The organism is Streptomyces sp. NPDC021115, from assembly GCF_044333065.1.
GTDB lineage: Bacteria > Actinomycetota > Actinomycetes > Streptomycetales > Streptomycetaceae > Streptomyces.
The window spans coordinates 144,067-168,815 of sequence record NZ_JBIRQF010000020.1; the positions used below are offsets into that span (position 1 = coordinate 144,067).

24 protein-coding genes and 6 pseudogenes are annotated in these 24,749 nt (G+C 68.4%); 14 read left to right on the forward strand and 16 right to left on the reverse strand.

Annotated elements, in window-relative coordinates:
• Positions 1 to 327: 327 nt before the first annotated feature.
• A pseudogene (locus ACH4TL_RS38075) lies at positions 328 to 630 on the forward strand (transcriptional regulator); the annotation flags it as partial.
• A 558-nt stretch (positions 631 to 1,188) separates the two neighbouring features.
• Here ACH4TL_RS38075 and ACH4TL_RS38080 read toward each other — a convergent pair.
• Positions 1,189 to 1,689 carry a hypothetical protein gene (locus tag ACH4TL_RS38080; RefSeq protein ID WP_398327683.1) on the reverse strand — a complete coding sequence of 167 codons (501 nt, stop codon included), beginning with the start codon at positions 1,687 to 1,689 and terminating at the stop codon, positions 1,189 to 1,191.
• Between the two features lie 152 nt (positions 1,690 to 1,841).
• On the reverse strand, positions 1,842 to 2,126 hold the full coding sequence (locus tag ACH4TL_RS38085; protein ID WP_398327686.1) for a hypothetical protein: 285 nt from the start codon (positions 2,124 to 2,126) through the stop codon (positions 1,842 to 1,844).
• A 110-nt stretch (positions 2,127 to 2,236) separates the two neighbouring features.
• Between ACH4TL_RS38085 and ACH4TL_RS38090 the strand changes: the two are divergent.
• Positions 2,237 to 2,428: pseudogene (locus ACH4TL_RS38090) on the forward strand (hypothetical protein); the annotation flags it as partial.
• A 74-nt stretch (positions 2,429 to 2,502) separates the two neighbouring features.
• Positions 2,503 to 3,108, forward strand: coding sequence for a cadmium resistance transporter (locus ACH4TL_RS38095; protein WP_398327689.1), 606 nt, complete (start codon positions 2,503 to 2,505; stop codon positions 3,106 to 3,108).
• 258 nt (positions 3,109 to 3,366) lie between these two features.
• On the opposite strand, the gene ACH4TL_RS38100 is transcribed toward ACH4TL_RS38095, so the two are convergent.
• The 7 genes and pseudogenes from ACH4TL_RS38100 to ACH4TL_RS38130 form a co-directional block, all read right to left on the reverse strand.
• On the reverse strand, positions 3,367 to 3,945 hold the full coding sequence (locus ACH4TL_RS38100) for a hypothetical protein (protein ID WP_398327692.1): 579 nt from the start codon (positions 3,943 to 3,945) through the stop codon (positions 3,367 to 3,369).
• Positions 3,946 to 4,209: 264 nt separating this feature from the next.
• A pseudogene (locus ACH4TL_RS38105) lies at positions 4,210 to 5,280 on the reverse strand (transposase).
• Between the two features lie 213 nt (positions 5,281 to 5,493).
• Complete coding sequence (locus ACH4TL_RS38110; RefSeq protein WP_398327695.1) at positions 5,494 to 5,706, reverse strand: type A2 lantipeptide; 213 nt, start codon at positions 5,704 to 5,706, stop codon at positions 5,494 to 5,496.
• Between the two features lie 414 nt (positions 5,707 to 6,120).
• A complete protein-coding gene (locus tag ACH4TL_RS38115; RefSeq protein WP_398327698.1) occupies positions 6,121 to 6,561 on the reverse strand; it encodes a VOC family protein in 441 nt (146 codons plus the stop codon).
• A gap of 389 nt (positions 6,562 to 6,950) precedes the next feature.
• Positions 6,951 to 7,337 carry an SDR family NAD(P)-dependent oxidoreductase gene (locus tag ACH4TL_RS38120; protein ID WP_398327701.1) on the reverse strand — a complete coding sequence of 129 codons (387 nt, stop codon included), beginning with the start codon at positions 7,335 to 7,337 and terminating at the stop codon, positions 6,951 to 6,953.
• A gap of 5 nt (positions 7,338 to 7,342) precedes the next feature.
• Positions 7,343 to 7,858: an SDR family NAD(P)-dependent oxidoreductase gene (locus tag ACH4TL_RS38125; RefSeq protein WP_398327704.1), complete on the reverse strand. Its 516-nt coding sequence runs from the start codon at positions 7,856 to 7,858 to the stop codon at positions 7,343 to 7,345.
• Positions 7,859 to 7,922: 64 nt separating this feature from the next.
• Positions 7,923 to 8,222 carry an SDR family NAD(P)-dependent oxidoreductase gene (locus ACH4TL_RS38130; protein ID WP_398327707.1) on the reverse strand — a complete coding sequence of 100 codons (300 nt, stop codon included), beginning with the start codon at positions 8,220 to 8,222 and terminating at the stop codon, positions 7,923 to 7,925.
• A 123-nt stretch (positions 8,223 to 8,345) separates the two neighbouring features.
• Between ACH4TL_RS38130 and ACH4TL_RS38135 the strand changes: the two genes are divergently transcribed.
• Positions 8,346 to 9,428 (forward strand): helix-turn-helix domain-containing protein, encoded by a 1,083-nt coding sequence (locus ACH4TL_RS38135; RefSeq protein ID WP_398327710.1) that lies wholly within the window; start codon positions 8,346 to 8,348, stop codon positions 9,426 to 9,428.
• A 39-nt stretch (positions 9,429 to 9,467) separates the two neighbouring features.
• On the opposite strand, the pseudogene ACH4TL_RS38140 reads toward ACH4TL_RS38135, so the two are convergent.
• The 3 genes and pseudogenes from ACH4TL_RS38140 to ACH4TL_RS38150 all read right to left on the reverse strand — a co-directional run.
• A pseudogene (locus tag ACH4TL_RS38140) lies at positions 9,468 to 9,536 on the reverse strand (hypothetical protein); the annotation flags it as partial.
• 618 nt (positions 9,537 to 10,154) lie between these two features.
• Positions 10,155 to 10,514, reverse strand: a complete 360-nt coding sequence (locus ACH4TL_RS38145; protein ID WP_398327713.1) for a nuclear transport factor 2 family protein — start codon at positions 10,512 to 10,514, stop codon at positions 10,155 to 10,157.
• 25 nt (positions 10,515 to 10,539) lie between these two features.
• Positions 10,540 to 11,325, reverse strand: coding sequence for an SDR family oxidoreductase (locus ACH4TL_RS38150; RefSeq protein ID WP_398327716.1), 786 nt, complete (start codon positions 11,323 to 11,325; stop codon positions 10,540 to 10,542).
• 99 nt (positions 11,326 to 11,424) lie between these two features.
• Here ACH4TL_RS38150 and ACH4TL_RS38155 point away from each other — a divergent pair, with 99 nt between their 5' ends.
• Both ACH4TL_RS38155 and ACH4TL_RS38160 read left to right on the forward strand, forming a co-directional pair.
• The gene (locus ACH4TL_RS38155) at positions 11,425 to 11,943 is read left to right on the forward strand and encodes a winged helix-turn-helix transcriptional regulator (RefSeq protein ID WP_398327719.1); all 519 of its coding nucleotides are present in this window, start codon (positions 11,425 to 11,427) and stop codon (positions 11,941 to 11,943) included.
• Between the two features lie 239 nt (positions 11,944 to 12,182).
• Entirely contained in the window at positions 12,183 to 12,536 is a 354-nt protein-coding gene (locus ACH4TL_RS38160; RefSeq protein ID WP_398327722.1) for a hypothetical protein, read from the forward strand.
• 210 nt (positions 12,537 to 12,746) lie between these two features.
• On the opposite strand, the gene ACH4TL_RS38165 is transcribed toward ACH4TL_RS38160, so the two are convergent.
• On the reverse strand, positions 12,747 to 13,871 hold the full coding sequence (locus tag ACH4TL_RS38165) for a helix-turn-helix transcriptional regulator (RefSeq protein WP_398327725.1): 1,125 nt from the start codon (positions 13,869 to 13,871) through the stop codon (positions 12,747 to 12,749).
• Positions 13,872 to 13,904: 33 nt separating this feature from the next.
• On the opposite strand from ACH4TL_RS38165, the gene ACH4TL_RS38170 reads away from it, so the two are divergent.
• Entirely contained in the window at positions 13,905 to 15,200 is a 1,296-nt protein-coding gene (locus ACH4TL_RS38170) for a hypothetical protein (protein ID WP_398327728.1), read from the forward strand.
• Positions 15,201 to 16,033: 833 nt separating this feature from the next.
• Here the strand turns inward: ACH4TL_RS38170 and ACH4TL_RS38175 are convergent.
• Positions 16,034 to 16,975 (reverse strand): AraC family transcriptional regulator, encoded by a 942-nt coding sequence (locus ACH4TL_RS38175; RefSeq protein WP_398327731.1) that lies wholly within the window; start codon positions 16,973 to 16,975, stop codon positions 16,034 to 16,036.
• Between the two features lie 107 nt (positions 16,976 to 17,082).
• Between ACH4TL_RS38175 and ACH4TL_RS38180 the strand changes: the two genes are divergently transcribed.
• The 3 genes and pseudogenes from ACH4TL_RS38180 to ACH4TL_RS38190 form a co-directional block, all read left to right on the forward strand.
• Entirely contained in the window at positions 17,083 to 18,114 is a 1,032-nt protein-coding gene (locus ACH4TL_RS38180) for an aldo/keto reductase (protein WP_398327734.1), read from the forward strand.
• A gap of 90 nt (positions 18,115 to 18,204) precedes the next feature.
• Positions 18,205 to 18,621: a pyridoxamine 5'-phosphate oxidase family protein gene (locus ACH4TL_RS38185; protein WP_199845591.1), complete on the forward strand. Its 417-nt coding sequence runs from the start codon at positions 18,205 to 18,207 to the stop codon at positions 18,619 to 18,621.
• Positions 18,622 to 18,741: 120 nt separating this feature from the next.
• Positions 18,742 to 20,048 (forward strand): annotated as a pseudogene (locus tag ACH4TL_RS38190) (IS1380 family transposase); the annotation flags it as partial.
• 24 nt (positions 20,049 to 20,072) lie between these two features.
• On the opposite strand, the gene ACH4TL_RS38195 reads toward ACH4TL_RS38190, so the two are convergent.
• On the reverse strand, positions 20,073 to 20,450 hold the full coding sequence (locus ACH4TL_RS38195) for a MerR family transcriptional regulator (RefSeq protein WP_398327757.1): 378 nt from the start codon (positions 20,448 to 20,450) through the stop codon (positions 20,073 to 20,075).
• 123 nt (positions 20,451 to 20,573) lie between these two features.
• Here ACH4TL_RS38195 and ACH4TL_RS38200 point away from each other — a divergent pair, with 123 nt between their 5' ends.
• Positions 20,574 to 21,515 carry an aromatic alcohol reductase gene (locus ACH4TL_RS38200; protein ID WP_398327761.1) on the forward strand — a complete coding sequence of 314 codons (942 nt, stop codon included), beginning with the start codon at positions 20,574 to 20,576 and terminating at the stop codon, positions 21,513 to 21,515.
• 215 nt (positions 21,516 to 21,730) lie between these two features.
• Positions 21,731 to 21,928 carry a hypothetical protein gene (locus ACH4TL_RS38205; protein ID WP_398327739.1) on the forward strand — a complete coding sequence of 66 codons (198 nt, stop codon included), beginning with the start codon at positions 21,731 to 21,733 and terminating at the stop codon, positions 21,926 to 21,928.
• A gap of 477 nt (positions 21,929 to 22,405) precedes the next feature.
• On the opposite strand, the gene ACH4TL_RS38210 is transcribed toward ACH4TL_RS38205, so the two are convergent.
• Complete coding sequence (locus ACH4TL_RS38210) at positions 22,406 to 23,176, reverse strand: methyltransferase domain-containing protein (protein ID WP_398327742.1); 771 nt, start codon at positions 23,174 to 23,176, stop codon at positions 22,406 to 22,408.
• Positions 23,177 to 23,183: 7 nt separating this feature from the next.
• Between ACH4TL_RS38210 and ACH4TL_RS38215 the strand changes: the two genes are divergently transcribed.
• Both ACH4TL_RS38215 and ACH4TL_RS38220 read left to right on the forward strand, forming a co-directional pair.
• Positions 23,184 to 23,684 (forward strand): MerR family transcriptional regulator, encoded by a 501-nt coding sequence (locus ACH4TL_RS38215; protein ID WP_398327763.1) that lies wholly within the window; start codon positions 23,184 to 23,186, stop codon positions 23,682 to 23,684.
• Positions 23,685 to 23,779: 95 nt separating this feature from the next.
• Positions 23,780 to 24,589 (forward strand): annotated as a pseudogene (locus ACH4TL_RS38220) (helix-turn-helix domain-containing protein).
• The last annotated feature ends 160 nt before the right edge of the window (positions 24,590 to 24,749 follow it).

The following is a 24,749-nucleotide window of genomic DNA, read 5'->3' on the forward strand; positions in this document are numbered from 1 at the left end:
TGAGTACCGATGCCAGTCTCAACCCTTGGCGTGCCACCATGACAACGGGACCGCGTGGCGACCTCACACCATGGATGGCATCCGGCCGATGGCCTCGGGATCAAAGTCGATACGCATACGCCCAGTTTCCGCAACCCACCGCCGCATCCTATCGACGATCCGCAGTCTCACCCAGCCCCTGAGTTCCATGGAAGGTGCCCATCCCCAAGCGCCCCTGCATGCATTGGTACCCCCGGGACCACTTCGCGAAGCTGGTCACAACCGCCGGCCTGGCCGTGACCGCAGTCACCGATTCGAACGGCAAGCCAGCCCCTGCTGATGTCACCGACCCGCGGCAACGACGGCACCACCACCGACTGGCCCTGCCAAGGCGAAGTCATCCTCCGCCTCCCGGCCGCCGATGTCGCGCCCTTCGCCCAGGACGGAATCGTTGAGGAACTCGGCTCCCGTCACTGCCGGCTCATCCTCGGCTCCTGGTCATGGACCGGACTCGCCGCCGCCATCGGCCGCTTCGACACCGATATCGAAGTCATCGGCCCACCCCAACTGGCCACCGCATTCGGGGACCTCGCCGTCCGCTACGCCCACGCCGCCCGCACCACAAGACCAGAGACCGGCCCGGCGCGGTGAGAACAGAACTCACCACGCCGCTCAAGCGGGCCGGACGAAGATCACTGAGAAGCGGATCGACTCTCAGAACCCGTTCGCGCTCAAAGGTGGCAGGGGGGTTCTGCGACGTGCGTTGTGCGAAGACCTGGGTCCACGACGGCCCCTCAAGAATCGTCCGCTGGGCTTGAGTCCGAAGCCGCTGGCGAAGGAGCTGCGGGTGCCGACCCCGGCCAATCGAGGGCCGGGGCAGCCCTGGCGGCCCGGCAAGTCGGTGCCCGCAGCCATCGATCCCAGTCTGCCGAGCGCGGACATCCGTATCGGCTATGGCCGTTGCTCGCACCTCATCCAGGAGCTCGACTCGCAGCTGGACGCGCCCGGAAAGCACGGCATCAGCAGAGACAAGATCCTCAGCGAGAAGATCAGCACCCGGAATCAAGGTCCGCCCGCAGTTCGAGGAGGCGCTGAAGACCGCCCGGGAGATCAAGGCGCACGCCCCGCACTCAACCAGCAGTCCGCAAAACTCCAGCAATGCAGGAGCGACCGGTGCGTTCATGAGCGCTGGCGTCGGCCTCACGGCGATCAGCGGTTACGAGGTCGCCTGTCGTTGGGCGGCTCGGACCTACCGTCGCCGGCGGGCTCGGCGGCCGGACGACGGCCCGCGGTGGCCAAGCCGATCATCGCCGTCAGCAGCCCGAGCACTTGGCTGATCAGTCCGATCCAGGAGGTGAGCAGCGCTCCCGAATTGGCCATGACCTCCTGTGCGCCCTGGGCCAGTGGGCCCGACGCGGGGGCGGAAGTGGCGGGCGCGGACTGCGGGGCGGAGCTGGTCTGCGGCGTGGTGGGCGGGGACGTGACGGGTGAGGTCGGCGGTGTGGCGGGTGGTGAGGTCGGCGGGCCGGAGGTGGTGGTGCCTGTGTCGGTGGGGGTCGGGGTGACGGTCTGTGTGGGGTGCACCGTCAGCACGGTCAGACCACCCGCGGACAGGAGCGTGCCGATGCCCACCAGTGCGATGGTGGCCAGCAGCAGGGTGGCCGGGAGCTTGAGGACGGCGAGGGTACCGGCTTGCGGAAGGCGCCACATGAGGTCACTGTACGAACGTGATGTACGGATTTGATCACGCCGCGTTACGCCTGTCGGGGCAACGCGCCGGAACCGCTCCCGGGGCCACGTCAAAAACCTGTTCGCCCGCCAATGGCGGTGTCCACAGCTGGGTCGTGCCCTCGTGTGCCCTTCTATGAGGTGGGCATCGTGATGCCGTCGTAGGACTCCAGGAGGGTCCAGCGCTGTGCTGCCCGACTTCCGGTGGGGAGCCGGTCAGCGACCGGCAGTGGGCCCAGGTCCAGGCCGGTGAGGTTAGCGATGTCGGCCACAGGTACCTGGAAGGTGCGGAAGGCGCCGAGCGGGGGAGGATCTCCTGCTCGCGCGGCATCCGCCATGGCTTGGGCGGCGGCGTCTTTGGTGAGGTCGGGGCCCTGGTCGAGTACGTAGGCGGTGGCCGCGAGATCTCCGTCCTGCATGAACGCGGCGACCTTCCAGAAGCGCAGCGGATGCCCCGGTAGGGAGGTCGGAGCCCTCGAGCAGCCAGAGCTTTTTGCCCTGGTTCAAAACGTTCATCTGGGGCGGAGCAGCCTTGATCAAGGAGCACCTCGGGAAGGACGAAGGCACCCTGTTCGAGATCGCCAACCGGTTCGACCTGCGCCACCGCCGGGCCGACCAGCGCGGCGAGTACGACGAAGCGTTCCTCGACTGGATCTTCTGGTGGTACCTGGCCACGGTAGAACTCACCAACCGGCTGATCGCGTCGCGGAACCTCACCTGAGACGGCGGATCAGCCGGTACGGGCTCCCGGGTAGCGTCACCGACACACCCACATCAAGAGGAGAGCACCGACTCGTGAACCTGGGCATCATCGGGCAGGCAACCGGGCTGTTCGCGGTCACCAACATCGACGACATCCTGGTCCTGGCGCTGTTCTTCGCTCAGAGTGCCGGGCATCGCGGCTCCACCCGCCGCATCGTGGTCGGCCAGTATCTGGGCTTTGCGGCGATCCTCGCCGTGGCGGTGGCCTCCGCGTTCGGCGCCACGTTTCTGCCCGAGGCCGTCATCCCCTACCTCGGTTTGCTGCCGCTCGCGCTGGGCCTCAAGGCCGCCTGTCAGGCGTGGAAGAACCACCGCGAGGGCAGCGGGGACCAGGAGGAGGCACGGGCCGAGGAGGGCGGGCCGGGCCCGCTGGAGGTCGCCACGGTCACCTTCGCCAACGGCGGCGACAACATCGGCGTCTACGTGCCCGTCTTCGCCACCGCGGGCATCGGCGGGATGAGCGTGTACGCCGTGGTGTTCCTCGTGCTGGTGGCGGTGTGGTGCTTCGCGGGCCGGTTCTTCGCCACCCGGCCGGTCATCGCCAAGGTCCTCGCTCGCTGGGGCCACATCCTGTTGCCCCTGGTCCTGATCGCCATCGGCCTGCTCATCCTCATCGAGGGCGGCGCCTTCGGCCTGTGAGAAGCTGTTTCTCAACCCACTGAAATTCCCAGGTCAGGGACGGTTTGGAGGGCACCCTCGCGGGCGTCACCGGCACGGTCCGCACGGTCGCCGACGCCCTCTTCGACCCGGCGGCGGTCGACGCCCGGCTGCGCTGACCACCCGCCAGGCGTGTGATGCACGAGGCGGCGCCGCCCGCGGGCGGCGCCGCCTCGTGGCCCGGCTCGTTCATGCCCGGCCGTGACGGCCCGCCGCCGCGGGCCGTCACGGTGTTCGGGCTCAGCTCGCGGCGTTCCAGGAGTGGGCCACGTCCACGATCACCTTGCCGTCCTGCTGCAGGACGCGGAACGGCAGCCGCGCCCGCACCCCCACCCCGACCTGGGTCTCGCCCTCGAAGCTGCTGCCGAAGCGGGTGTCCTGGAAGGTCTTGTAACCCGACACGTCCACCCCCGGGAGCTGCTGGCCGACCTTGCCGGGGTACGTCGTACCCCCGCTCTGCGAGTAGCTGGCCGCGCCCACGTGGATCTCCAGGATCGCGCCGCCGTTGACCGGGATCGGGTCACCGGAGCCGTTCTGCTGCATGGCGTCGACGTAACCGGCCCAGACGAACGCCTTGTCGGCGGCCGCCGCGCCCTTGATGTCGAAGACCATGCGGTCGTAGCACTCGTGCTGACCGGTTCTGATGTTGACCAGCGGCTTCGCGCTGCTGAACGACTCCGTCTTCTCGCCGCTGCCCCAGCCGGTCGCGCACGCCGCCGCCGTGCCCGTCGTGGTCGCGGCCTGGGCCGCCCCCGCCGTGCCCGCCAGCCCGGCGCCCGCCAGCACGATCGCCGCGATCGCGGTTCCCAAACGTCGCATCTCCAACCTCCGGAGTATCGAAGTGAGTTGGTACGTACGTCTTGACGGGTCATGAGGGTCGGGAGGTTGTAATCGCCGCCGAATCTCTAGCGAAAGTACCTGAACCCGACCGGATGGCGCGCAATCTCCTTCCGTAGGCCACCCTGGCGCTTATCGCCTCCTACCTCGCCTCGGCCGTCGCCGGGGCCGCCGAGGGCGGGCCGCCACCGCGCTGGATGCCAGGCACGCGTTACGAGGTTCTGACACAGGTACTCAGCTTGATCTTTATGGTCTGACGTGGTCACGTTCGGCGATGGTCTCGAGCCGCCTGGTCGTTTTACCCACGTCGTAGCGGGTGGCGAGATGCCGGTTCTTCGAGCCGAGCGGCCTGCCGGGGCCGGGCCGGTTGGGTTTCGGCGCACGGGCTGGACTCTGCTTGGTCATCCTGAAGGTGTGCTCAAGATCGAATCTTCGCAGGAACGCCTGCCGGCGCAGGTCGACCTCCTCGCCCGACAGGCCGGTGGCCGACGACCACAGCCAGACTGGGAGTGGATGGTGGCCGCCGGGCAGGCGGTCGACCTCCAAACGGATCAACCTCCCCTCGATTGCGAGGAGTTCGCCGGTGTGGTCGATCCATGGGGAGCGGGTGTCAGACGAGGATGGATGCGGTCCCAGGCCATCGCGCGAACGGTGCCATAGCGGTCGGTGACCTGCACGGTCGCGGCATCGGGCTCGCCCCAGGTGTCGGCGAAGCGGAACTCCTTGCCGTGCTTCGGTGGGCGCCCGCCCTGTGGCGGTGAGATCCACGGCACCGGGACCGGCTTGCGCATCACTCGGTCGTGTGCGCATCCGTCGATAAGGTCCTCGACCGCGTTGCGGACTTGTGCCGGGTGACCTCGGAGACATCGTCGGCCGGCCCCAGCCGCAGCACGTCCAGGATCTGGCACCACGAGGTCCGACCCGACTCCAGAGCGGCGACGAACGAGTAGGGCCAGCCGGGCACGAACTGATCCGACGAGCGCCCGCTACGGCCATAGACGTGACACAGAACAAGCGGTCCGCACTGGTCGGCGCATCTGGCCGGAGCCAGTGAGTGACGTCCACCGCCAGGACCAGGCGCCCGTCAGCGGCCTCGGGCTGCGGCAGCCCGGCCAGCACCTGCCGCAGCCGCGGCACATCGACGTTCCCACTGTTCAGCGCGTCGTACATGGTCACCGGCCCGTCCGCGCACAACAACGCGTCGGTCAGCTCGAACAGCGTGTACCCGCGAGCGGTCAGACAGTCGAAGAAGTCGTCCCGGAAGTGTGACGCCACCGCGAACGCTTCCCGCCGGACATCGTGGTGCAGCGGACTCATCCCCCCACGGCCTTCGTGCTGATCAAGTGCGTCTTTGGTCGGAGCACAGGCTCAGACGGAGGCCGTGTTCACGTCCCTGGAATCCCCGTACGAGCGATCACGTTTGGGACATCGTTCGAGGCCCCGCGAGGCGCCCGCGTATGACGAAACCCCCTCGGCGACAGTGCGGCCGAGGGGGTTCAGGCATCGAGGATGCTCAGCCGTTACGGCTGATCAGACGGCGGTGACGTTGAGGCCTGCCTGGCCGCTCTGCAGGTTCGCCGTACCGTCCACGGTGACGCTGTGGCCGGCCAGCTCGGCGCCGCCGATGCCCTCCAGGTGACCCGGGTAGCCGCCCTGCAGGGCCAGACCGGCCGCGCCGGCGGCAACGCCGTCCAGGTCGGCGTCGGATATCTCGCGGGTCTCGATCTGGGCGTTGTAGCTCATACAGCACGCTTCCTTCGTCAGTGATCTCTTGTAGTGAGGCGACCGGGACCACAGCCGCGGTCCGGGACCGGCGCGGACTCCGGTACGGGCAGGGCTCTCCGCCCGTACCGGAGAAAGAGATCCACAGGCACGGAGAACCTGCGGATCCGACTCGCCGATAACCAGCCGCCCACTCCGACTGCGCCACACGTCCCCCACACGTCACACCCGCACGAATCCGGTGGCGTATGCCACATCACTTACGGCTGTAGACGTGACAGAACAAGCGGTCCGCAGTCGAAGAAGTCGTCCCGGAAGTGTGACGCCACCGCGATCGCTTCCCGTCGCACATCGTGATGCAGCGGGCTCATCCCCACGCCTTCGTTCTGATCAAGTTCCTCTTTGATCGGAGCACAGAACAAGCTCAGCAAACACTCAGCGCAGTTGCTCGGCCAGTCCGACGATGATGCCCTCCGGGCCGCGGAGGTAGCAGAGCAGATAGCTGTCCTCGAACCGGGCGATCTCGCCGACGAGTTCGGCGCCGTGAGGGCGCAGGCGGGCAACGGTGTCCTCGATGTCGTCGACGGCGAACATGACGCGGTGCGTGCCCAGAATGTTGTGCGGCCGGTTGCGCGGCCCGGCGCTGATCGCCGCGGGGCTGCGGTACTTCGCCAGCTCGAGCCGGCTGTGACCGTCCGGGGTCCGGATCATCGCGATGTCACAGCGGACGCCGTCGAGTCCGGTGCACTGGTCGGCGAAGAGGCCCTCGACCTCCGCCCTGCCCTCCAGCTCCATACCGAGTTCCACGAAGAACGCGATGGCGGCATCCATGTCCTCGACGACGATGCCGACGTTGTCCATCCGCTGGATCGCCATGCTCGATTCTCCTTCTTCCTCGTGCGGCCGGTGGTGGCCGCTGATGTCCCTGGGACGGAGCCGGTGGCACGTTCTCGACATCCGCAGACCGCCGAACTCCGAAAGAACTTCCATCACCGTGACGCTCTCTCGGAACGGCAGCTCCCGCCCCGCTTCAAGCACCCCCTCTGACCTGGCCTTCCAAGGTACTCAACCACTCACTCAGCCCTCACCGGTGACCGCGCCGCGCCCTGCGCGGAGCACCGTCCTCCGACCCCGCCCTACCGAGCCTGGTGCCGAGGCCGGCCCAGGAGCCCGAGGTGTCCGGCGGTCCGGCGAACCACCGCTCCCAGACGGGCCGGGCGTATTCGGGCACGGGTGTGAAGCGGCCTCCGTCGAGCTCAGGTCGATCAGATCCGTCCCGTAGGAGATGGGGCGCCAGGCGCTGTCGCGGCCGCGACGACGCTCAAGTCCAGCGCACTCCCGATGTCAGCGGGCTCAGTGTCGAGCACCGGCTTGATCCACGCGAGGCTCGGGCGCGGGCCGAACAGCACTACCTCGATCGGGCCGAGCTGTTCCCGCAGCCGGCCGATCGCGTCGGCCAGCGCCCGCTCTTCGGCGACGTCCGCGGCTTCTGCCGCTGTGGTCAGACCCTCGGCCGTCAGACCGGCGGAAATCGCCCGAAGACTTTCGGCGCTGCGCGCGATCAGCCCGACCGGATGGCCTTCCTTTCCGAGGTGGCGGGCTGCCGCGGCACCGAGGCCGGGTCCGGCACCGATGACGATGAACGCGCCCATGCCGCTCACACCTCCTCCAGGTCCGCGCTCTTGGTCAGTGCTTCGTTGGCGTCGATTTCGCGGCGCGTCCGGTCCAGGCGGGCGCGTGCTCCGGCGAGCGCGTCGGAGCCGAGCAGCAGTCGCAGCGGCGGAGTGTCGGCGTCCACGGCCGTGGCGATCGCCACGGCGGCCCGTCCCGGATCGCCGGGCTGGCGGCCGGATACGGCCAGTGTGGAGTCACGGCGCTTGCCCGCGCTCTGCTCGTAGTCGTCCCAGCGCACCGGGGACTGCCGCATCGACGCGCCCGCCCATTGAGTGCGCAGACCACCGGGCTCGACGATCGTCACGGCGATGCCGAGCGGGGCGACCTCCGCGGCCAGCGACTCGGACAGCCCCTCCAGCGCGAACTTCGTGGCGTGGTAGTAGCCGGTCGCGGCGAAGGCGGCCAGTCCGCCGAAGGACGAGACGTTGACGATCCGGCCGGAGCGACGGGCCCGCATGCCGGGCAGCACCGCCTTGAGGACCGTCACCACGCCGTGCACGTTGGTGTCGTACAGAGCGCGGACCGCAGCGTCCTCGCCCTCCTCGATGGCGGCCAGATAGCCGTTATCCGGCGTTGTTGACCAGGATGTCGATGTGCCCGAATTCCGCTTCGCACGCCTGGACGGCGGCGGTGACCGAGCCGGGATCGGTGACATCCAGCTCCAGGGCCAGCGCACGGTCGCCATGGTCTGCGGCGAGGTCGGCCACCGCCTGGCGGTTGCGGGCCGTGACGGCCACCCGGTCGCCACGCCCCAGGGCGTGCTCGGCCAGGGCGCGGCCCAGGCCACTGGAGCATCCGGTGATCAGCCACACCGGCGATGTATTGGTTCGGCTGGTTTTGTTCGCGTTGATCTCGTTCGGCATGTCTCCGAGCTCACCAGGAGGTCCGCAGGTGTGCCACACCCCCTTGAGGATGGCTCTCCCAGGGCCTGCTTCATGCTCGGCGGCCGACGAGCGCCGCTGCTGACCTGCGGTAAAGTCGTCGTGATGGCACCTGACGACAACCGGCTCGGCTCCTTCCTGCGCAGCCGCAGGGAGAAGATTGACGCCGCCTCCGCCGGCGTCGTGGACAACACCCGGCGCCGCGTCAAGGGACTGCGCCGCGAAGAGCTGGCGCTGCTCGCCGGACTCAGCCCCTCCTACTACGCCCGGATCGAGCAGGGACGCGACCGGCACCCCTCCCGCGAGATCCTTCAAGCACTGGCCCGCGTACTGCGCCTGGACGACACCGAGCGGGCCTATCTGTGGTCGCTGGCGATGCCGTCACTGCCCCCGGTCGGTAACGCGGACACTCCGCATGCCGTGCGCCCGGGTGTGCTGCATCTGCTCGAACGATGGGCCGACCTGCCCGCGTTCATCGTCGGCCCGAACCGCGACGTACTCGCCGCCACCCCACGCGCCGCGCGGGTCAACCCGGCATGGAGCCCGGGCCATAACCTGATCGAATTCACCTTCCTCGATCCACGGGCGCGAGATATCTATCCCGACTGGGAGGACATCACCCTGCAGGCCGTCGCCGGCCTGCGCGCCACCGCGGCCGCGCGCCACGGCGAACTGGATGACTTCGTGGCCGGCCTGCGCGAACGCAGTGACACCTTCCGAACACTGTGGGACTCCCATGACGTCTACGCCCGCGCGACGGGCGAAAAGCGGCTGAACGTCGACGGCGTAGGCGTCCTCCGCCTCGACTTCGAAACCTTCGCGCTCGCCGGCCCCGAAGGACATGTGCTGTACGTCTACTCCCCGAGCCCGGCAGTACGGACGACGACACGCTGCGCGGACTCGCCTGAGGGCGCTGCACGGAGCTTTGCGGCAGTCCAGTTATGGATTGACGCTTCAGTTCAGTTGCGTCCGCGTAAATTCAAAATTGACGACTGTGCACTTGACTCGGCAACATGCATTCCGGGCCCGTCGTCTCCACCGAGTGCTCCAACGAACTCACCGCCGCGGTGGTGCTGGGTACATATGCCGTGTCCGCAGCCAGCGCCGGACAGTCCCGGGCGTCTGGTCCGGAAGAGTCGGGATCCGATACTCGATAACCTTGGAAGGCAATTCCGTACGGCGGGCTAAGTTCAGCTTGCGATAGATGTGAGTGAGATGCTGCTCGACCGTGCTGATGGTGACATGAATTCGGCCGCTTATCTCTCGATCCGTGTACCCGCGCGCGGCCAGCGTCACGACCCGGCACTCCGAAGCGGCGGCCGCGGCGGAAGGCGAACTCGTCCACGCCGAGCACGCGTGGGGCCCGGTCCGGCGTGGCCGGAGCGGGCCGGTGCCCAAGAAGCCGCATCCGGCCTGCTGGAGCTCCAGGCCGTCCGCCCAGTTCGGCCGCGACAGAACGCAGCACGGTTCGCAGGCTGGAGCTGGCTCGCTGGTAGGGGCTCGCTCACACCGTCGATCTGCTCAACGAACGTCCTGCGCGGGCAGGTTCGGGTATCGCAGAAGGACCGGCGGGACACGATCTCGACGAGCGTGTGCTGGACAGCTGCACCATCGTCCCGTCCAGGAGCGCCTCTACACGCTCCACCCTCACATCGGCAGTCCCAGCAAAGAACACGTCCTCGGCCGATAAGTACACCCGATGCAGCCGCTTGACCTCGAAGTTCACGAGATCGCTGACAGAACCTTGAATCTCCCCACCCTGCGCTGAGGATGGCCCAGGAGTTGCTCGCCTTGATTCCTCGGCGTGCACGTGCTGATCCGCGGGTGGCAGGTCGGGCGCGAGGGCTGGGACGGCGCGGTCCGGGGTGAGCGGAGCTTCTCTCGTAGGCGGCAACACGTGGTGTGGGAACGGACTCAGGGTTCGATGACGAGGTGTTCGATGAGGTCGTCGCGGAGCGTGAACTGATAGCGCAGATCGATGGTGCCGCCGGGGAAGTTGCCTTCGAGGTGGTGTGTGGCGATGTAGTGGGCCGGGTCGATCTGCTGGGTGCCGGTGAGGTGGATGGTGTAGCTGAACTCGGTGGCGGATCGGCCCAGCCACCGCTCGATCGCGGGGGTGCCCTGATAGGTGTTGCCGTCGTCGATCACTGTGGCGTCGTCGGTGAACGCCGTGACCGCGGTGGCGGAGTCGCGGGCGCGGTGCGCTTTGAGGTAGCGGGTGATCACCTCGGGCAGGGCGTCCGGGGTGATGGTCCGGGGCTGGTTGTCGTGCATGATGCTCCTGATGGTGGTGGCGGGTTCAGACGGTGGGCGTGGTGCCGCCGTCGATGACGTGTTCGGCGCCGACGATGGCCGAGGCGCGGTCGGACACGAGGAAGGCGACGAGTTCGGCGACTTCCTCGGGCTGGTTGGGGCGGCCGAGCGGGATGCCTCCCAGGGAGTCCATGAGCCGGCTCAGCGCCGCTTCCTGGGTGATGCCGGCGTCGTGGGCGATCCGGGAGACGAGGTCGTCGGCGGCCGAGGTCTGGATGAAGCCGGGTGAGACGGTGTTGACGCGAACGCCGTGGGGAGCGACCTCGTTGGCCAGTCCTTTGCTGTACGTCGTCAGGGCGGCTTTGGCGGCGGCGTAGGCCAGGGTTCCGTTCCACAGTGGCATGCGGCGCTGGATCGAGGTGACGTGCACGATCGCGCCCCTGCCCTTGGCGATCATGTACGGGAGGAGGGCCCGGTCCAGGCGGACGGCGGCCAGCAGATTCGTGTTCAGCTCCCTGGCCCAGTCGTCCTCGCTCAGCGCCGCGAACCCTCCGGCCGGCGCCTCGGAACCGCCGAGGGTGTTGACCAGGATGTCGACGCCTCCCGCGCGGGCATCCACCTCGGCGGCCACGCGGGCGGCGCCTTCGACCAAACTCAGGTCGGCGGCGATGAAGGTCTTCTCCCCGACGTCGTCGGGGCGGCTGCGGGCTGTGACGAGCACCGTCGCACCGGCTTGGGCCAGGCGTCGGGCGATGGCGGCTCCGGTGCCCTTGGTGCCGCCGGTGACCAGAGCGCGCCGCCCTTCAAGGGATTCACTGATGGATGTGGTCACGGTGTGTTCCGTTTCCGGGCGCGGGCACACGAGGCGCCGCTCCCGTCTCGACTGCTAAAATAGAAGCCACTAACTTCGACTTTAGCAGTAACTGAGGGGATGGCCGCTGTGGCAAGCCGGATCAGGCTGGAGGACCGGGAGTGCCCGCTGTCCACAACGGTGCAGCAGGTCGGCGAGTGGTGGACGCTGCTGATCCTCCATGACGCCTTCGACGGGTACACCCGCTTCGACCAGTTCCAGGAGAGCCTGGGCATCTCCTCCAGCATGCTCACCACCCGGTTGAAGACCCTGGTCGCGGATGGTCTGCTGGAGCGTCGGCCCTACCAGGCCAGTCCCGTCCGGCACGAGTACGTTCTGACCGATCTCGGGCGCTCCCTACGCCCGGTGATCGTCGCCCTGGCCGCGTGGGGCAACTCCCGTCTCACGCAGGCGGAGCGCAGCATGATCCTCGTCGACGCGCACAGCGGCGAGGAAGTCGAACCCGTCGTCGTCGACGCCAAGACCGGCCGCCGACTCGACGACAGCGCCGCCTACGTCTTCACCGCAGGCCCTGCGGCCAGCGACGCGATGCGCATCCGTTACGCGACGCGGTCGGCCATCTCCGCGGAAGAGGCGTAGGGCTTCCCGGAAGAGTCTCGTACGGCCTTGAGCAGGGTCGGAAGCACAGGCCGTACCTGATCGGCCCGGCGACACCGACTTGTCGCCGGGGCCACACCCGCTACTACCCGCCGCCCCCCGGACGGCCCCATAAGTGGTGACCGGTGGCTCGAACGCCAGGTATCAGAGCCGTCACACCCCCACCCACAGCTGTCCACATGCGGTGAAATGCCCATCACCACAACCTTGGGGGAGAATCCATGAGTAACCCGTACCAGCCAAGCCCGAGCCCCTACCTCACGGGCCCCATGCCGCCCGCTGGCCGGCCGAAGATGTTCAACACAAGGGCCGCACAGGTCCTGTGGACCCTGCTGCCCATTGTGAGCCTTGGCTTCGCGGGCGCCGTTCCCCTCGTCGCTGCCGCGGTCAAGGGTGTCGTGAAGCCCGTGGTGCCGGCGGTCTACATCGCTGCGGAGCTGGTCGTGCTCGGGGTCGCCGTGGCTCTGGGCGACGGTGACCACCCAGCCGTGGGTCTCGTGCTGATCTTGTTCATCATCACCGCGGCGACGCACACGGCCCTGCTCGACAGCGAGCGGGTCAGCTTCGGAAAGTAGTGTCGCCTGCCGCGGTGGTACGAGGCCCTGCCATGCCTCGCATCGCCGTAGAGCCTTCGCCCTGTCGCAACCTTCGTTCCCGTGCTGACGATGCAGGCGGTGCAGTCGGTGGAGGATCTGGTCGCGGCCGCGAACGGTATGCGTCGCGCGCTCGCCGCCAGTGTTGTGGGCCGGGACACCTCCGCCGTCTACGTCTACGGGCTGCTCGTCCTACGACTCGCCGGATCCGTGATCTTTCCCCGCAGGCACGCCATGAGACCTCGTCTCGTGTGGGCCAGTGTCAGGTGCTCGCATCTTCATTTCATCTGGTCGGGCTCGTGATGTCGCGCGCCGCCGGGACGGCGGGCCGGTCACTGACGGCCGAGGCGGGCGCCGAACCGCCGCAACACCTCGCGGAACTCCACGGGCTCCTAAGTCGGCGTCGAGGAAGGCGAGACGCGGCAGGAGCCACTGCCAGGAGTCGAGCATGAGGACGGCGCGGGTCCCGTCTTCGGCGGTCGCCGTGAGGTCGACGTCCTCATGTGCGAACGCGTCCGCCACCTCCGTCATCGGGGCCTCGATCGTCACCACCACACGCTGCCGGTTCCTGTTGATGCCCTGGCGGAGGTAGTCGACGCCGGTCCCCGCGGGCAACGCGCGCGGAGCGAACGTCCGGCTCTGCGCCCGGAGTTCACTGACGCGGTCGATGCGGAACACGCGCCAGTCCTCCTTGTCGGTGTCCCATCCCAGCAGGTACCACCTCAGGAGCAGGTGGATCTGGCGATAGGGCTCGACCCTGCGTGAGGTGGCCGTCCCGTTCGCGCCGACGTAGTGGAACGTCACGATGCGCTCGTGCGCGATCGCTTCGGCGAGCGTGCTCATCGTCTCCGCGCTGATGCTCGGCGTTGGCGTCGGCGTCGGCGTCGGCGTCGTCTCCAGGCTGGTGCGCAGCGCGGCCACGCGGGGGCGCAGCCGCTTGGGCAGGTACTGATCGACCTTGCCGTAGGCGCGGATCGCCGCGTCGTCGACGCTGCCCTCGCGCGCGCTGCCGGTCGCGCCGAGGGCGGCCAGGCCCAGGAGGGTCGCGATGGCCTCGTCGTCGTCGAGCAGCAGCGGGGGCATGGTCCGCCCGGCCGTGAGCCGGTAGTAGCCGCCCGGGCCCGGCTGCGTCTCGACCGGGTATCCGTAGCCGCGGAGCCGGCTGATGTCGCGCCGCAGGGTGCGCGGGGGGACCTTCAGCCGGGCCGCCAGCTCCTCACCCGTGAACGCCTTGCCCGCTTGCAGCACGACCAGCAGAGCGAGGATGCGTTGCATGACGTCGGCCATGACCGCGTCGTCGCAGACAGTCGCGGCCACTTTCCGTCCACATCTCACGATACGGTCCTGAATATGTCCGACCGACGGATCCGGATCAGGCGAGCCCGTACCCACAACCTGCAAGACCTCGACGTGGACGTGCCCCGCTCACAAGTCGTGGTCTTCGTCGGCGTGTCGGGCTCGGGCAAATCGTCGCTGGTGTTCGACACGATCGCAGCGGAGGCGGGCTACCAGCTGCACGAGACGTTCCCGCCCTACGTCCGCAACCGGCTGCCGAAGTGGACCCGCCCCGAGGTCGGCGAGATCGAGGGGCTCTCCCCGGTGGTGGTGATCGACCAGCGGCGTCTGGGCGGGAACGCCCGCTCCACGGTCGGCACGATCACGGACACCTGGACCTACCTCCGGCTGTTGTTCTCCCGGGTGAGCACACCGCACGTCGGCGTGTCCAGCCACTCCTCCTTCAACGACCCGGCCGGCATGTGCCCCACCTGCTCGGGCATCGGCGAGGTCGTGGCCAGCGCCGTCGACCGTTTCATCGACCTGGACAGGTCGCTGCGCGAGGGTGCCGTCCTGCTGCCCGGGTTCGCCGTCGGCGGTTACTGGTACACGAACTTCGCCGACATCGGCGTCTTCGACGTCGACAAGCCGCTGCGCCAGTGGAGCCGGACCGAGCGGGACGCGCTGCTGTACGGCATCGGGTCCGCCGGGTCGCCGGCGGACCGGCTTCCCAAGGGCTACCAGGGCGTCGTCGAGCGGTTCGAGCGCATCTACCTGCGCACCTCCGACGACATGAACGACCGCAAGAAGGAAGCCCTCGCCAAGTTCACCCGTTCCGAGGTGTGCCCGGACTGCTGCGGGGACCGTCTCAACAAGGCGAGCCGGGCGGCCACCGTACTCGACCACACCATCGGCGGCATGGCGCGGATGGAGGTCGATGAGCTCGCGGAGCTGGTGACGGGCGTGACCGACGCAACCGTGGCACCGGTGGTGGCCGCGCTGACGGAACGACTCCAGGCGATGGTCACCATCGGACTCGGCTACCTCCACCTCGGCCGCGCCACCACGACGCTCTCGGGTGGCGAGTCCCAGCGGATCAAGACCGTCAAGCACCTGGGCAGCAGCCTCACCGAGATGCTCTACGTATTCGACGAACCCACCGTCGGACTGCACCCCCACGACATCTCCTCCATGACCCAGCTGCTCAAGCAGCTCCGCGACAAGGGCAACAGCGTCCTCGTGGTCGAGCACGACCCCGCCGTCATGGCCATCGCCGACCAGATCATCGAGGTCGGGCCCCTCGCGGGCGCACACGGCGGAACGCTCGTCTACCAGGGCAGCCCGTCGGAATGTCCACGGTCACGTTCTTGAGGTTGTTGCGCGTGGCGTCGGCCACGGTGATGTGTCCCCGCGGCGTCCGCGGGTCGTCCTTGATGGGCCGACGCTGTGACAGCGCCGCCGCCGTGGCGGTGCCAGCCGTGCGGAGGCCACGGAATCACCTACACCGGGATCGCGACTCCCATCCGTAAGGGCTTCGCACGCCACAACCAGGTCCCAGCCCGCCTGTTCAGCGCCAACTCCGAGGGCGCCTGCCCCGAGTGCAAGGGCCTCGGGATCGTCTCCACCGACCTGGCGTTCATGGAGGATCAGGAAACGGTCTGCGAGACCTGCCAGGGGCGCCGGTTCATGCCCGAGGTCCTGGAGTACCGGGTCGACGGGCTGTCCCGGCCTTGGGGCACAACGGAACAGCGGTTAACGCTAACCTCGGGCTTTCATAAGTGAGCGCGTCCAAGACTTGATCAAGTAAGTGGAGAGTGCCACTGACCTGCAACGATGGGACTTGTCGAGGGTCCTGTCAGCTGCAAGGAAAGAAGCACTCTCCAGGTGAGCGAGCGTAGTTGGTTGTGTCCACGTGCCCGCGTCCGGTGCGACGGTGAGGGGGCGGTCAGCCGAAACGGCTCGCCGGGCAAACCGACGAACCGTCACGACTAGGACTTCGGGGCCTACCTGGCCAGTTGATCAGTGCAGGCCAGGGGACGCCAAGGCCACCGCGAGCGCCAGGTGCGGGACGGCTTCCAGGCACTGCCTGGTCATCAGGAGCGGGTCACACACGGTGCCGGCATCGGCCAGTGCTCACCCGCGCAGCCAACCAGCGGACGCGCGCATCGGCCAGGCCTCGCAGGAAGCCGAACGGGACCGAGGCGTCATAGCGTCTCGGTCCGAACGCGCTCGGTGACGTCCTGTCGCACGCGGGCCCGGTAGCGCAGCGGCGACTCGCCGACGACGCGTTTGAACGCCGTGCTGAAGGCGCTCTCCGAGCTGTAGCCCAACTCCTCGGCGAGCGCCGCGACGCGGGCGTCACCGTCCCGGAGCGCGCGCTGGGCGAGCAGCATGCGCCACCGTCCCAGGTAGGTCAGCGGTGGCACACCGGCCGCCTTCCGGAACCGCTCGGCGAAGGTCGTCCGGGACATCGCGGCGGCCCGCGCCAACTCCTCGAGCCCCCAGGGGCGCCCGGGGCGGCCGTGCAGCAGGTCGAGGGCGGGGCGCAGAGGCTCGTCGACGAGCAGCCGCAGCCAGCTGGAGGGCAGCGCGGACTGGTCGACATAGGACCGCAACAGCTCCAGCAGGAAGAGCTGACCGTACTGCCGGACCGCGAAGGCCGAGCCGAGCCGTTGCGCGGTCGCCTCGTCGAACAGACTCAGCAGGGCGGCGAGGAGCCGGTCGTCGTCACCGACCGACCTGATGTGCGCCAGTGGCGGCAGTGATTCGAGGAGGAGCGTGCTTCCGGCCGCGTTCAGACTGACGCAGCCGCCGATCACGATGTCGTCGGCGTCGCGGTCCGCGGACGCGAAGCGGTCGGTGGAGAAGTCGGATTCCGGCTGCACCTCCTGGCGGGGTTCCGCGCCGGCCTCGAACGCGACCCAAGAGCGCCCGGTGAGGATCGCCACGTCACCCGCCACGAGGTCGACCGGTTCGTCGATCCCGTCGGTGGCCAGGCGGGCCCGACCGCTGACGAGCGCGAAGAACTTGACCGGGTCGGAGAGCGGTCCGCGGCTCCACCATCCGCCGCGAGCCGCGATGCCGCCCGCGAGGACACCGCGGACCTCGACAAGATCAAGTGCTTCGGAGAGTCGATCGGTGGCCATACCCGTACTCTCGCTCAAAAAATCGGGACTCTCAAGTATTCATCGTCCGGCTTCCCCCCCCGGCAGGGTGGTGACAGCACCTCGCAGACGGTTTTACAGGAGAGAACATGCGTTACCGCGGCCTGGGCAAGACCGGGATCAAGGTGAGCCCCTACGCTCTCGGCGCCATGATGTTCGGTGCTCTCGGCAACCCCGACCACGACGACTGCGTCCGCATCATCCATCGGGCCCTGGACGCCGGCATCAACCTCATCGACACATCCGACGTGTACGCGCACGGCGAGTCGGAGGAGATCGTCGGCCGGGCGCTGAAGGGCCGACGGGCCGACGTCGTGCTCGCGACCAAGGCCCGCAAGCCGATGAGCGACGAGCCGAACCACCAGGGCGCGTCCCGGCGCTGGCTGGTGCGCGCGCTGGAGGACTCGCTGCGCCGCCTCGACACCGACTATGTGGACATCTACCAGATTCACCGCCCGGACCCCGACACCGACATCGAGGAGACGCTCGGGGCTCTCACCGACCTGCAGCGAGCCGGCAAGATCCGCACCTTCGGCACCTCGGCCATGCCGGCCTCCGACCTCGTCCGCGCCCACTGGGTCGCCGAGCGGCGCGGCCTCGCCCGGCCGCGTACCGAGCAACCGGTGTACTCGATCCTCGACCGGGGCATCGAGCGCGAGGTGCTCCCGGTGGCGCAGGAATTCGGCATGGGCACCCTGGTCTGGTCGCCGCTCGGCGGCGGGCTGCTGACCGGGCGCTACCGGAAGGGCCAGCAGGCCGAGACGCACCGCTCCTCGCAGTACAGCTTTTCGCACCTCAAGGACGAACGGCGGCTCGACGCCGTCGAACAGCTCATTCCGCTCGCCGAAGAGGCGGGCATGCCGCTGACCCATCTGGCCATGGGCTTCGTACTCGCTCACCCCGGCGTCACATCCGCCCTCCTCGGACCGCGGTCCATAGCACATCTGGACGATCTGCTCGCGGGCGCCGAGGTCACGCTCTCGGACGACGTCCTGGACCGGATCGACGCCATCGTGCCGCCCGGCACGGACACGGGCACACTCGACGTGGCCTACCAGCCACCGTCCGTCCTCCAGCGGGAATTGAGGCGTCGGACGCCGGTCGAACGCGCAGCGGCGTGACAACAGCGTGACGGCACAGTGTGGTTGGTCTGCGATGTGATCTGGCGGAGGGTGCCGCGTCCCGGGACCCGTGTCATGGAAGGATGATCTATGTCTGATGCTCCGTTGCCAGAGGCCGCCCTGGCCTTTCTCCGTAAGCCGAACCCGGCCGTCATGGCGACGGTCACGGCGAAAGGTCGCCCTGTATCGGTAGCGACCTGGTACCTCATCGAAGATGACGGACTTCTCATGCTGTGCATGAACGCCGACCGCGCCCGCCTGAAACACCTGCAGAACAACGGCCACGTGTCGCTGACTGTGCTGGGAGCGGACGACTTCGGCACGCATGTATCCGTCCAGGGACACGTCGTGTCCATCAAGCCCGATGAGGGACTCGCCGACATCGATCGACTCTCAAGGCACTTTCTCGGCAAGGACTACCCTGCCAGAGAGCACCCGCTCGTGACGGTCCACGTAGCGATCGATCGATGGTTCGGTTGGTCCGGAGGTCGTCCCCTTCAGCTCTGACTTCGCGCTTCACGGAGCTGACTGTCCAACGGATGGTCAGGGAACAGAAAGGGCCTCTTAACTGGGACGATAGGACTTGTCGAGGGTCCAGTACGTCGCCGAGCAAGAGGCACCTTTCAAGTGAAGAATCGTAGCGGGTCATACCCGCGTGTGCGGGTATCGGGTGACTCCAGCGGGGTGGTCTCCCAGGCCGGCGGGGTGTTGCTGGTCGAGACAGCCCGCAAGAGCGGGCTGGACGCGGCACTTTCAGCGGCGCTCGCACCGTGGCGCAAACCACGGGCGGTGCACGATCCGGGCAAGGTCCTGCTGGACCTTGCCCTCGCGGTCGTTCTCGGCGGGAACTGCCTGGCGGACATCGGCATGCTGCGGGCCGGGCCCGGCGTCTTCGGGCCTGTCGCCTCCAACCCGACCGTCTCCCGGCTCATCGACGCCTTGGCCGCCGCAGGGCCGAAGGCACTGGAGGCGATCCGCGGCGCCCGCACCACCGATCGACGGCAGGTGTGGACACTCGCCCAGGACCGCGCTCCGGATGCTGACGGGCTGGGGGTGCCCCCTCTGGGGGAGTGACCGTGGACATCGACGGCGTGCTGGTGGTGGCCCACTCCGAGAAGCAGGACGCCACACCCACCTGGAAGCGGACCTTCGGCCACCACCCGCTGGTCGCGTTCGTCGACCACGGCGCCCAGGGCACCGGTGAGCCGGCCGCCGCGCTCCTGCGACCGGGCAGAGCCAGCTCCAACACCGCCGCCGACCACATCACCACCACGAAACTCGCCCTCGCCCAGCTACCCAAGCACCTGCGACGCGGACGGCAGACCCTGATCCGCACCGATTCCGTCGGCGGCACCCGCGCATTCCTCAACTGGCTCACCCGGCGCGGGTGGTGGCTGTCCTACTCGGTCGGGATGACCATCACCGACGATGTCCACGCCGCGATCAAGCGCATACCGAAGAAGGCGTGGACACCCGCCTACGACGCCAACCGGCGGGTCCGCGACGGCGCGTGGGTCTGCGAGATCACCGGCATGCTCGACTTCACCGGCTGGCCCAAGGGCCTGCGGCTGATCGTCCGCAAGGAGCGCCCGCACCCCGGCGCCCAGCTGCGGATCACCGACATCGACGGCCACCGCTTCACCGTCTTCGCCACGAACACCACCGGCGGCCAGCTCGTAGACCTCGAACTTCGCCACCGCCGCAGGGCGCGCGCCGAGGACCGCATCCGTGCCGCCCGCACCACCGGACTGCGCAACCTCCCCCTGCACGGCACCGCCCAGAACCAGGTCTGGCTGGAGATCGTCTCCCTCGCCCTGGACCTGCTCGCATGGCTGCCGATGCTCGCCCTCGACGGCGAAGTCCGCCGCTGGGAGCCCAAGAAGATGCGCCTGCGACTGTTCTCCGCCGCGGCCCGCCTTGCGACCACCGCCCGCAACCGCCATGCCGGGGGTTGCGAGTCACGCTGGGGTCAGCAGGTCTGCGTGGCCCGTTCGCCGGAGGTAGTCGATCACCGCGTCTCGGCTCTTCTCCAGGCACACGATCCTGTTCTCGACGACGCGCAGCTCGTGAGCGAGCTCCTCTGCCAGGGTCTGGGTGCACGCGCCTGCTGCGTCCTGGGTCGAGGGAGCCTCGATGTCCAGCACGATCTTGATCATCCTCGTCGACAGACCAGCCTCGACGAGCGCCCGGACGTGACGTGCATGCTCGACCTGGTCCTCGGAGTAGTCGCGGTAACCGTTGGTCGACCGCGACGACTCGATGAGCCCCTGCTGCTCGTAGTAGCGGAGCATCCGAGCCGGGGCTCCTACCTTTTTGGCGGCCTCACTGATCTTCATCACTCGCTCCTCCTCGTCAGCCGACGATTTGACCTTGACACTGATGTCAAAGTTTACGGTGGTTCTCGAGACCCCAGCGACCAGAACACACTGGGGAAAGACGAACACGAGAGGGACCTTCAGATGACCAGCGACAGCTCGATCCCCACCTCCCGGGACATCCTCATCATCGGAGCCGGGGAGCTCGGCATGCCCGTCATCCGCAACGTCGTCCGACGAGCGAAGGACGTGGAGGGCTCGTCCGTCAGCGTGCTCCTGCGGGCCAGCGCCATCGCGTCCACGGCACCCGACAAGCAGCGCGACGTCGCTGAGATCAAGAACCTGGGCGTGAAGGTTGTCGAAGGGGACCTCGTGAAGAACACCGTCGACGAGCTCGCCTCCATCTTCGCCGACTACGACACGGTCATCGGGTGCACGGGCATCACCGCCGGCCTCGAGACCCCCATGAAGGTCGCCCAGGCCGCCCTCCAGGCGAGGGTCCCGCGGTACTTCCCGTGGCAGTTCGGCGTCGACTTCGACGTCATCGGCCGAGGAAGCCCGCAGGACATCTTCGACTCCCAGCTGGACGTCCGTGACCTGCTCCGGTCCCAGGACCAGACCGAGTGGGTCATCATCTCCACCGGCATGTTCATGAACTACCTCTTCGAGCCCGGCTCGGGCATGGTGGACCTGCCCGGCGACACCGTCAACGCGCTGGGAAGTCTCGAGACGGCGGTCACCGTGACGACGCCCGAAGACATCGGCGTCCTGACCGCGGACATCCTCTTCGCCGAACCTCGCATCCGCGACGAGATCGTCTACCTCGCCGGTGACACCATCACCTACGGCGAGCTGGCCGAGACGCTCGAGACCGTGCTGGAGCGTCCGTTCCGCCGTGTGGTGTGGACGGTTCCGTCGCTGCTCGACGAGCTGGCCGCCGACCCGGACAACATGACGCGGAAGTACCGGGCGGTCTTCGCGCAGGGCCGCGGCGTCGCGTGGGCGAAGGACGACACCTACAACGCACGCCACGCGATCCCCGTGACTGACCTCCGCCAGTGGGTCGAGGAGAACCTCGCCGGCTGACGCATCCCCCAGCCCCTGCGCGCGGGCGGCATCGGCCTGCAGTTCCTCACCGGCGACCTCCAGGGCAGCCATGACCCGGGCGGCGTCGTCTTCACCGTGCTCGCCGCGATGTCGGGCATGGAGCGCGAGTACATCCGCGACCGGACGCTGGAGGGCACGAGTCGGCTCGTCTGCGGGGGAAGGGGATCGGCGGCGCGAGCGTCACCGACGACGACATGCTCGGCATGGCGCTGCACCTGCGGGACCAGGAACTGAGCCTGCGCGAGATCGCCGCCCGGCTCGTCATCACCAAGGGCGCCAAGAAGGGGCAGCACCCTTCCCCGCCGACCGTCATGCGAATGCTGCGCGAGCACGACGAACGCGTGGCCGCCACGGGGCCCACGGTGGTGCTGGAGGCCGCTGAGAGCGCCTGAGAGCGCCACGGGCAACAGGGCCCCGGAGTCGCCCACGGACGGCCCTGGGGCCCTTCCCGCGTTCCGGGACGATCTCCAGTTCATCAGGGGCGATCCTGCGGGCGCACGGTCCGCCGGCGGGAGGTGAACGGTTCAGCTTTCGACTCGGACACGCGCGCGCCCGCGTTGGACGGCCTCGGGCACAACGGAACAGCGGTTAACGCCAAGCCGGTGATCAGGGACTTCTAGCACAGCCGATCGGCCTTGCACCGGGGTTCGGCGGAAGATCGCTTGCACGGCTGCCGGCGTCGTTAGCGTCAGGTCCATGCCAGTGAAGTTCTTGACCGACGAGCAGGCTGTTATCTGGACCTTCCAGGTCCGACAGATGTGCTGACATGGACGTCCACGTGGCTTGCAGTGTCAGCTAAGTGTGGTGTCTCAGGACGTTGGTTCCACGAAGTTCTCGAACGGCTTCGGATGCAGGTGGTCGGACAGCACTTAGGCGGAAGCGGAGGCCACGAAAAACGGAATGGCGATGAGGAAGCGGCCGGCCTCGGCGCGTCGGCGCTGCTCGGCGAGCCACTCATCCGCCTGGTCACGCCCGACGGCGCCGCTGGCGCAGGCCGGCTCGGCGAGCCTCGCGAGCAGCGACAGCATCGCGGGGTCGGTGAACACGCTGGTGTGCACCTCGACCGTGACATCGTCGAAGCCTCCGGCCAGGAGCAGGCTGCGGTACTGGCGGCCGGCGCGGGGCGCGCCCAGGAGGTCGGCGCGGGCGTGCACGATCGTGCGGGTGAGCGCCGAGTCATCCGAGTCGATCATGATGGCGTCCCAGTCCTGACCGACCAGGACGATCCTGCCGCCCGGGCAGAGCACCCGTCGTGCCTCCGCCACCGCGCGCCCTGGCTCCTGAAGTACGTGGAAGACCTTGTCGGCACGGTAGCCGCGCACGCTTCCGTCGGCGAACGCCAGATCCTCCGCCCCCGCCTCCCGGAACTCGGCCTCCGACCACCGCTCACGGGCCGCCGCCAGCATCCACTGGCTGGGATCCACGCCCACCGCGTGGACGCCGCGTTCGGCCAGCTCGGCGACGGCTCGCCCGGCGCCGCAGCCGACGTCCACGACGGTCGAGCCCGGGACGAGAGACAGCAGTTCGTAGGAACGGGCCCGCAGCCGAGTGGCGCTCGGCATCTGGTCCGCAGAGTCGAGGACGGCCAGCAGGGCTTCGGTGTCGCGGTGCTCTTCCACCGCTTCCTGATGCTTGGACATGGACGTCATGCTGCGACTTAATGTCGGCATGAAGTCAAGCGAAGACGGAGGCGCCGGCACCTTGAGCATCGGCGCCCTCGCGGCACGGTTCGGCCTGGCCACGCACGTGCTGCGACATTGGGAGGCGATGGGCCTGCTGCACCCCGGACGGGACGTCGGCGGGCGCCGCCGCTACGGTGCGGACGACCTCACCCGCGTGGCGACGATCCTCATCTTGAAGGAGGCCGGCCTTGGCCTGAACACCATCAGGAGCCTGTCCGCAACCGTCGACCGCGCCACCCGGTACGAGATCCTGCGTCCCGCGGCCGAGGAGCTTCGGTCGAGAATCGCGGCAGCCGCGGCCTCATTGGAGCTCATCGAGGGCGGCCTGAACTGCGAGTATGAGGACGTCACCCAGTGCCCGAACTACCGGCGGCTCATCGCCGAGCGGGTCGGCCCCCGAAGTCCGACCGGAGAGCCAGTGATCGACGCCGTGGCACCAAGTTGTGCTGTCCCGGCACGTTGGTGACGGGCGACGCGCCGTGAGGGGTGCTTGAACGAGGCGAGGGCCTCTGGTTTCGGTGTGGATTGCGACATCTACCACCGGCGCCCAGGAGGCCCTCGTTGATCCACCGTAACGCCCCGCTGACCCCGACCGGCAGGCTGCGTCTGGCCCGGTGTGTCGTAGACGACGGATGGCCGCTGCGGCGGGCGGCTGAACGGTTCCAGGTCAGCCACACCACCGCCGCCCGCTGGGCCAGGCGCTACCGCCGCCACGGGGCAGCGGGCCTGCACGACCGCTCCAGCCGCCCCCACCACTCACCACGCCGGACATCGCCCGCGGTAGAAGAGCGGGTGCTGCGGATGCGTCGTGAACACCACATCGGTCCGCTGCGGCTGGCGGCCCGTGCCTGCGTCGCCGCATCCACCGCTCACCGCATCCTCCAACGCCACCACATGCCGCCCCTGGCCGTCTGTGACCGAGCCACCGGTGAGCCCGTCCGCCGCTACGAACGCTCCCGACCGGGCGAGCTGGTCCACATCGACGTCAAGAAGCTCGGCCGCATCCCCGACGGCGGCGGTCACAAAGCCCTGGGCCGGGCCGCCGGCCGCAAGAACAGGGGCGGAACCGGCTATGCCTTCCTGCACACCGCGCTGGATGACCACTCCCGACTGGCCTACACCGAGAACCTGCCCGATGAGAAAGCGGCCACCTGCGCGGCCTTCCTGCGACGAGCTGCCGCCTGGTTCGCCACACGCGGCGTGCCCGTCGAGCGCGTGCTCACCGACAACGCCTGGGCCTAAGAGACTGAACGCCAGGCAGCGTTTCCCGACTGGCTGGACTGGTACAACTACCACCGACCCCACACCGGAATCAGCGGCCACACCCCAGCCAGCCGCATCACCAACCTCCCCGGACAGCACACCTACTGATCTTTTCGTAAGTTCGGTGGGTGTTGTGGCCGTATGGGTGGGAGGCTGTCGGGGTGGCGTATCAGCCTTCCCCTTCGGTTGCCGGCTCCTCTCTTCCTCCTTTGTCGCGGCCTCAGTTGGCGGAGGCGCGTCGTGTTCGGGCAGTCGAGTTGTTCGAGGC

Bases quoted from the DNA above. Each gene is read 5' to 3' on its own strand.
- ACH4TL_RS38080 (WP_398327683.1), bottom strand. From the start codon at position 1,689: ATGTGGCGCCTTCCGCAAGCCGGTACCCTCGCCGTCCTCAAGCTCCCG.
- ACH4TL_RS38085 (WP_398327686.1), bottom strand. From the start codon at position 2,126: ATGCAGGACGGAGATCTCGCGGCCACCGCCTACGTACTCGACCAGGGC.
- ACH4TL_RS38100 (WP_398327692.1), bottom strand. From the start codon at position 3,945: ATGCGACGTTTGGGAACCGCGATCGCGGCGATCGTGCTGGCGGGCGCC.
- ACH4TL_RS38110 (WP_398327695.1), bottom strand. From the start codon at position 5,706: ATGAGCTACAACGCCCAGATCGAGACCCGCGAGATATCCGACGCCGAC.
- ACH4TL_RS38115 (WP_398327698.1), bottom strand. From the start codon at position 6,561: ATGGCGATCCAGCGGATGGACAACGTCGGCATCGTCGTCGAGGACATG.
- ACH4TL_RS38120 (WP_398327701.1), bottom strand. From the start codon at position 7,337: ATGGGCGCGTTCATCGTCATCGGTGCCGGACCCGGCCTCGGTGCCGCG.
- ACH4TL_RS38130 (WP_398327707.1), bottom strand. From the start codon at position 8,222: ATGCCGAACGAGATCAACGCGAACAAAACCAGCCGAACCAATACATCG.
- ACH4TL_RS38135 (WP_398327710.1), top strand. From the start codon at position 8,346: ATGGCACCTGACGACAACCGGCTCGGCTCCTTCCTGCGCAGCCGCAGG.
- ACH4TL_RS38145 (WP_398327713.1), bottom strand. From the start codon at position 10,514: ATGCACGACAACCAGCCCCGGACCATCACCCCGGACGCCCTGCCCGAG.
- ACH4TL_RS38155 (WP_398327719.1), top strand. From the start codon at position 11,425: ATGGCCGCTGTGGCAAGCCGGATCAGGCTGGAGGACCGGGAGTGCCCG.
- ACH4TL_RS38160 (WP_398327722.1), top strand. From the start codon at position 12,183: ATGAGTAACCCGTACCAGCCAAGCCCGAGCCCCTACCTCACGGGCCCC.
- ACH4TL_RS38170 (WP_398327728.1), top strand. From the start codon at position 13,905: ATGTCCGACCGACGGATCCGGATCAGGCGAGCCCGTACCCACAACCTG.
- ACH4TL_RS38175 (WP_398327731.1), bottom strand. From the start codon at position 16,975: ATGGCCACCGATCGACTCTCCGAAGCACTTGATCTTGTCGAGGTCCGC.
- ACH4TL_RS38180 (WP_398327734.1), top strand. From the start codon at position 17,083: ATGCGTTACCGCGGCCTGGGCAAGACCGGGATCAAGGTGAGCCCCTAC.
- ACH4TL_RS38185 (WP_199845591.1), top strand. From the start codon at position 18,205: ATGTCTGATGCTCCGTTGCCAGAGGCCGCCCTGGCCTTTCTCCGTAAG.
- ACH4TL_RS38195 (WP_398327757.1), bottom strand. From the start codon at position 20,450: ATGAAGATCAGTGAGGCCGCCAAAAAGGTAGGAGCCCCGGCTCGGATG.
- ACH4TL_RS38200 (WP_398327761.1), top strand. From the start codon at position 20,574: ATGACCAGCGACAGCTCGATCCCCACCTCCCGGGACATCCTCATCATC.
- ACH4TL_RS38205 (WP_398327739.1), top strand. From the start codon at position 21,731: ATGCTCGGCATGGCGCTGCACCTGCGGGACCAGGAACTGAGCCTGCGC.
- ACH4TL_RS38210 (WP_398327742.1), bottom strand. From the start codon at position 23,176: ATGTCCAAGCATCAGGAAGCGGTGGAAGAGCACCGCGACACCGAAGCC.
- ACH4TL_RS38215 (WP_398327763.1), top strand. From the start codon at position 23,184: ATGCTGCGACTTAATGTCGGCATGAAGTCAAGCGAAGACGGAGGCGCC.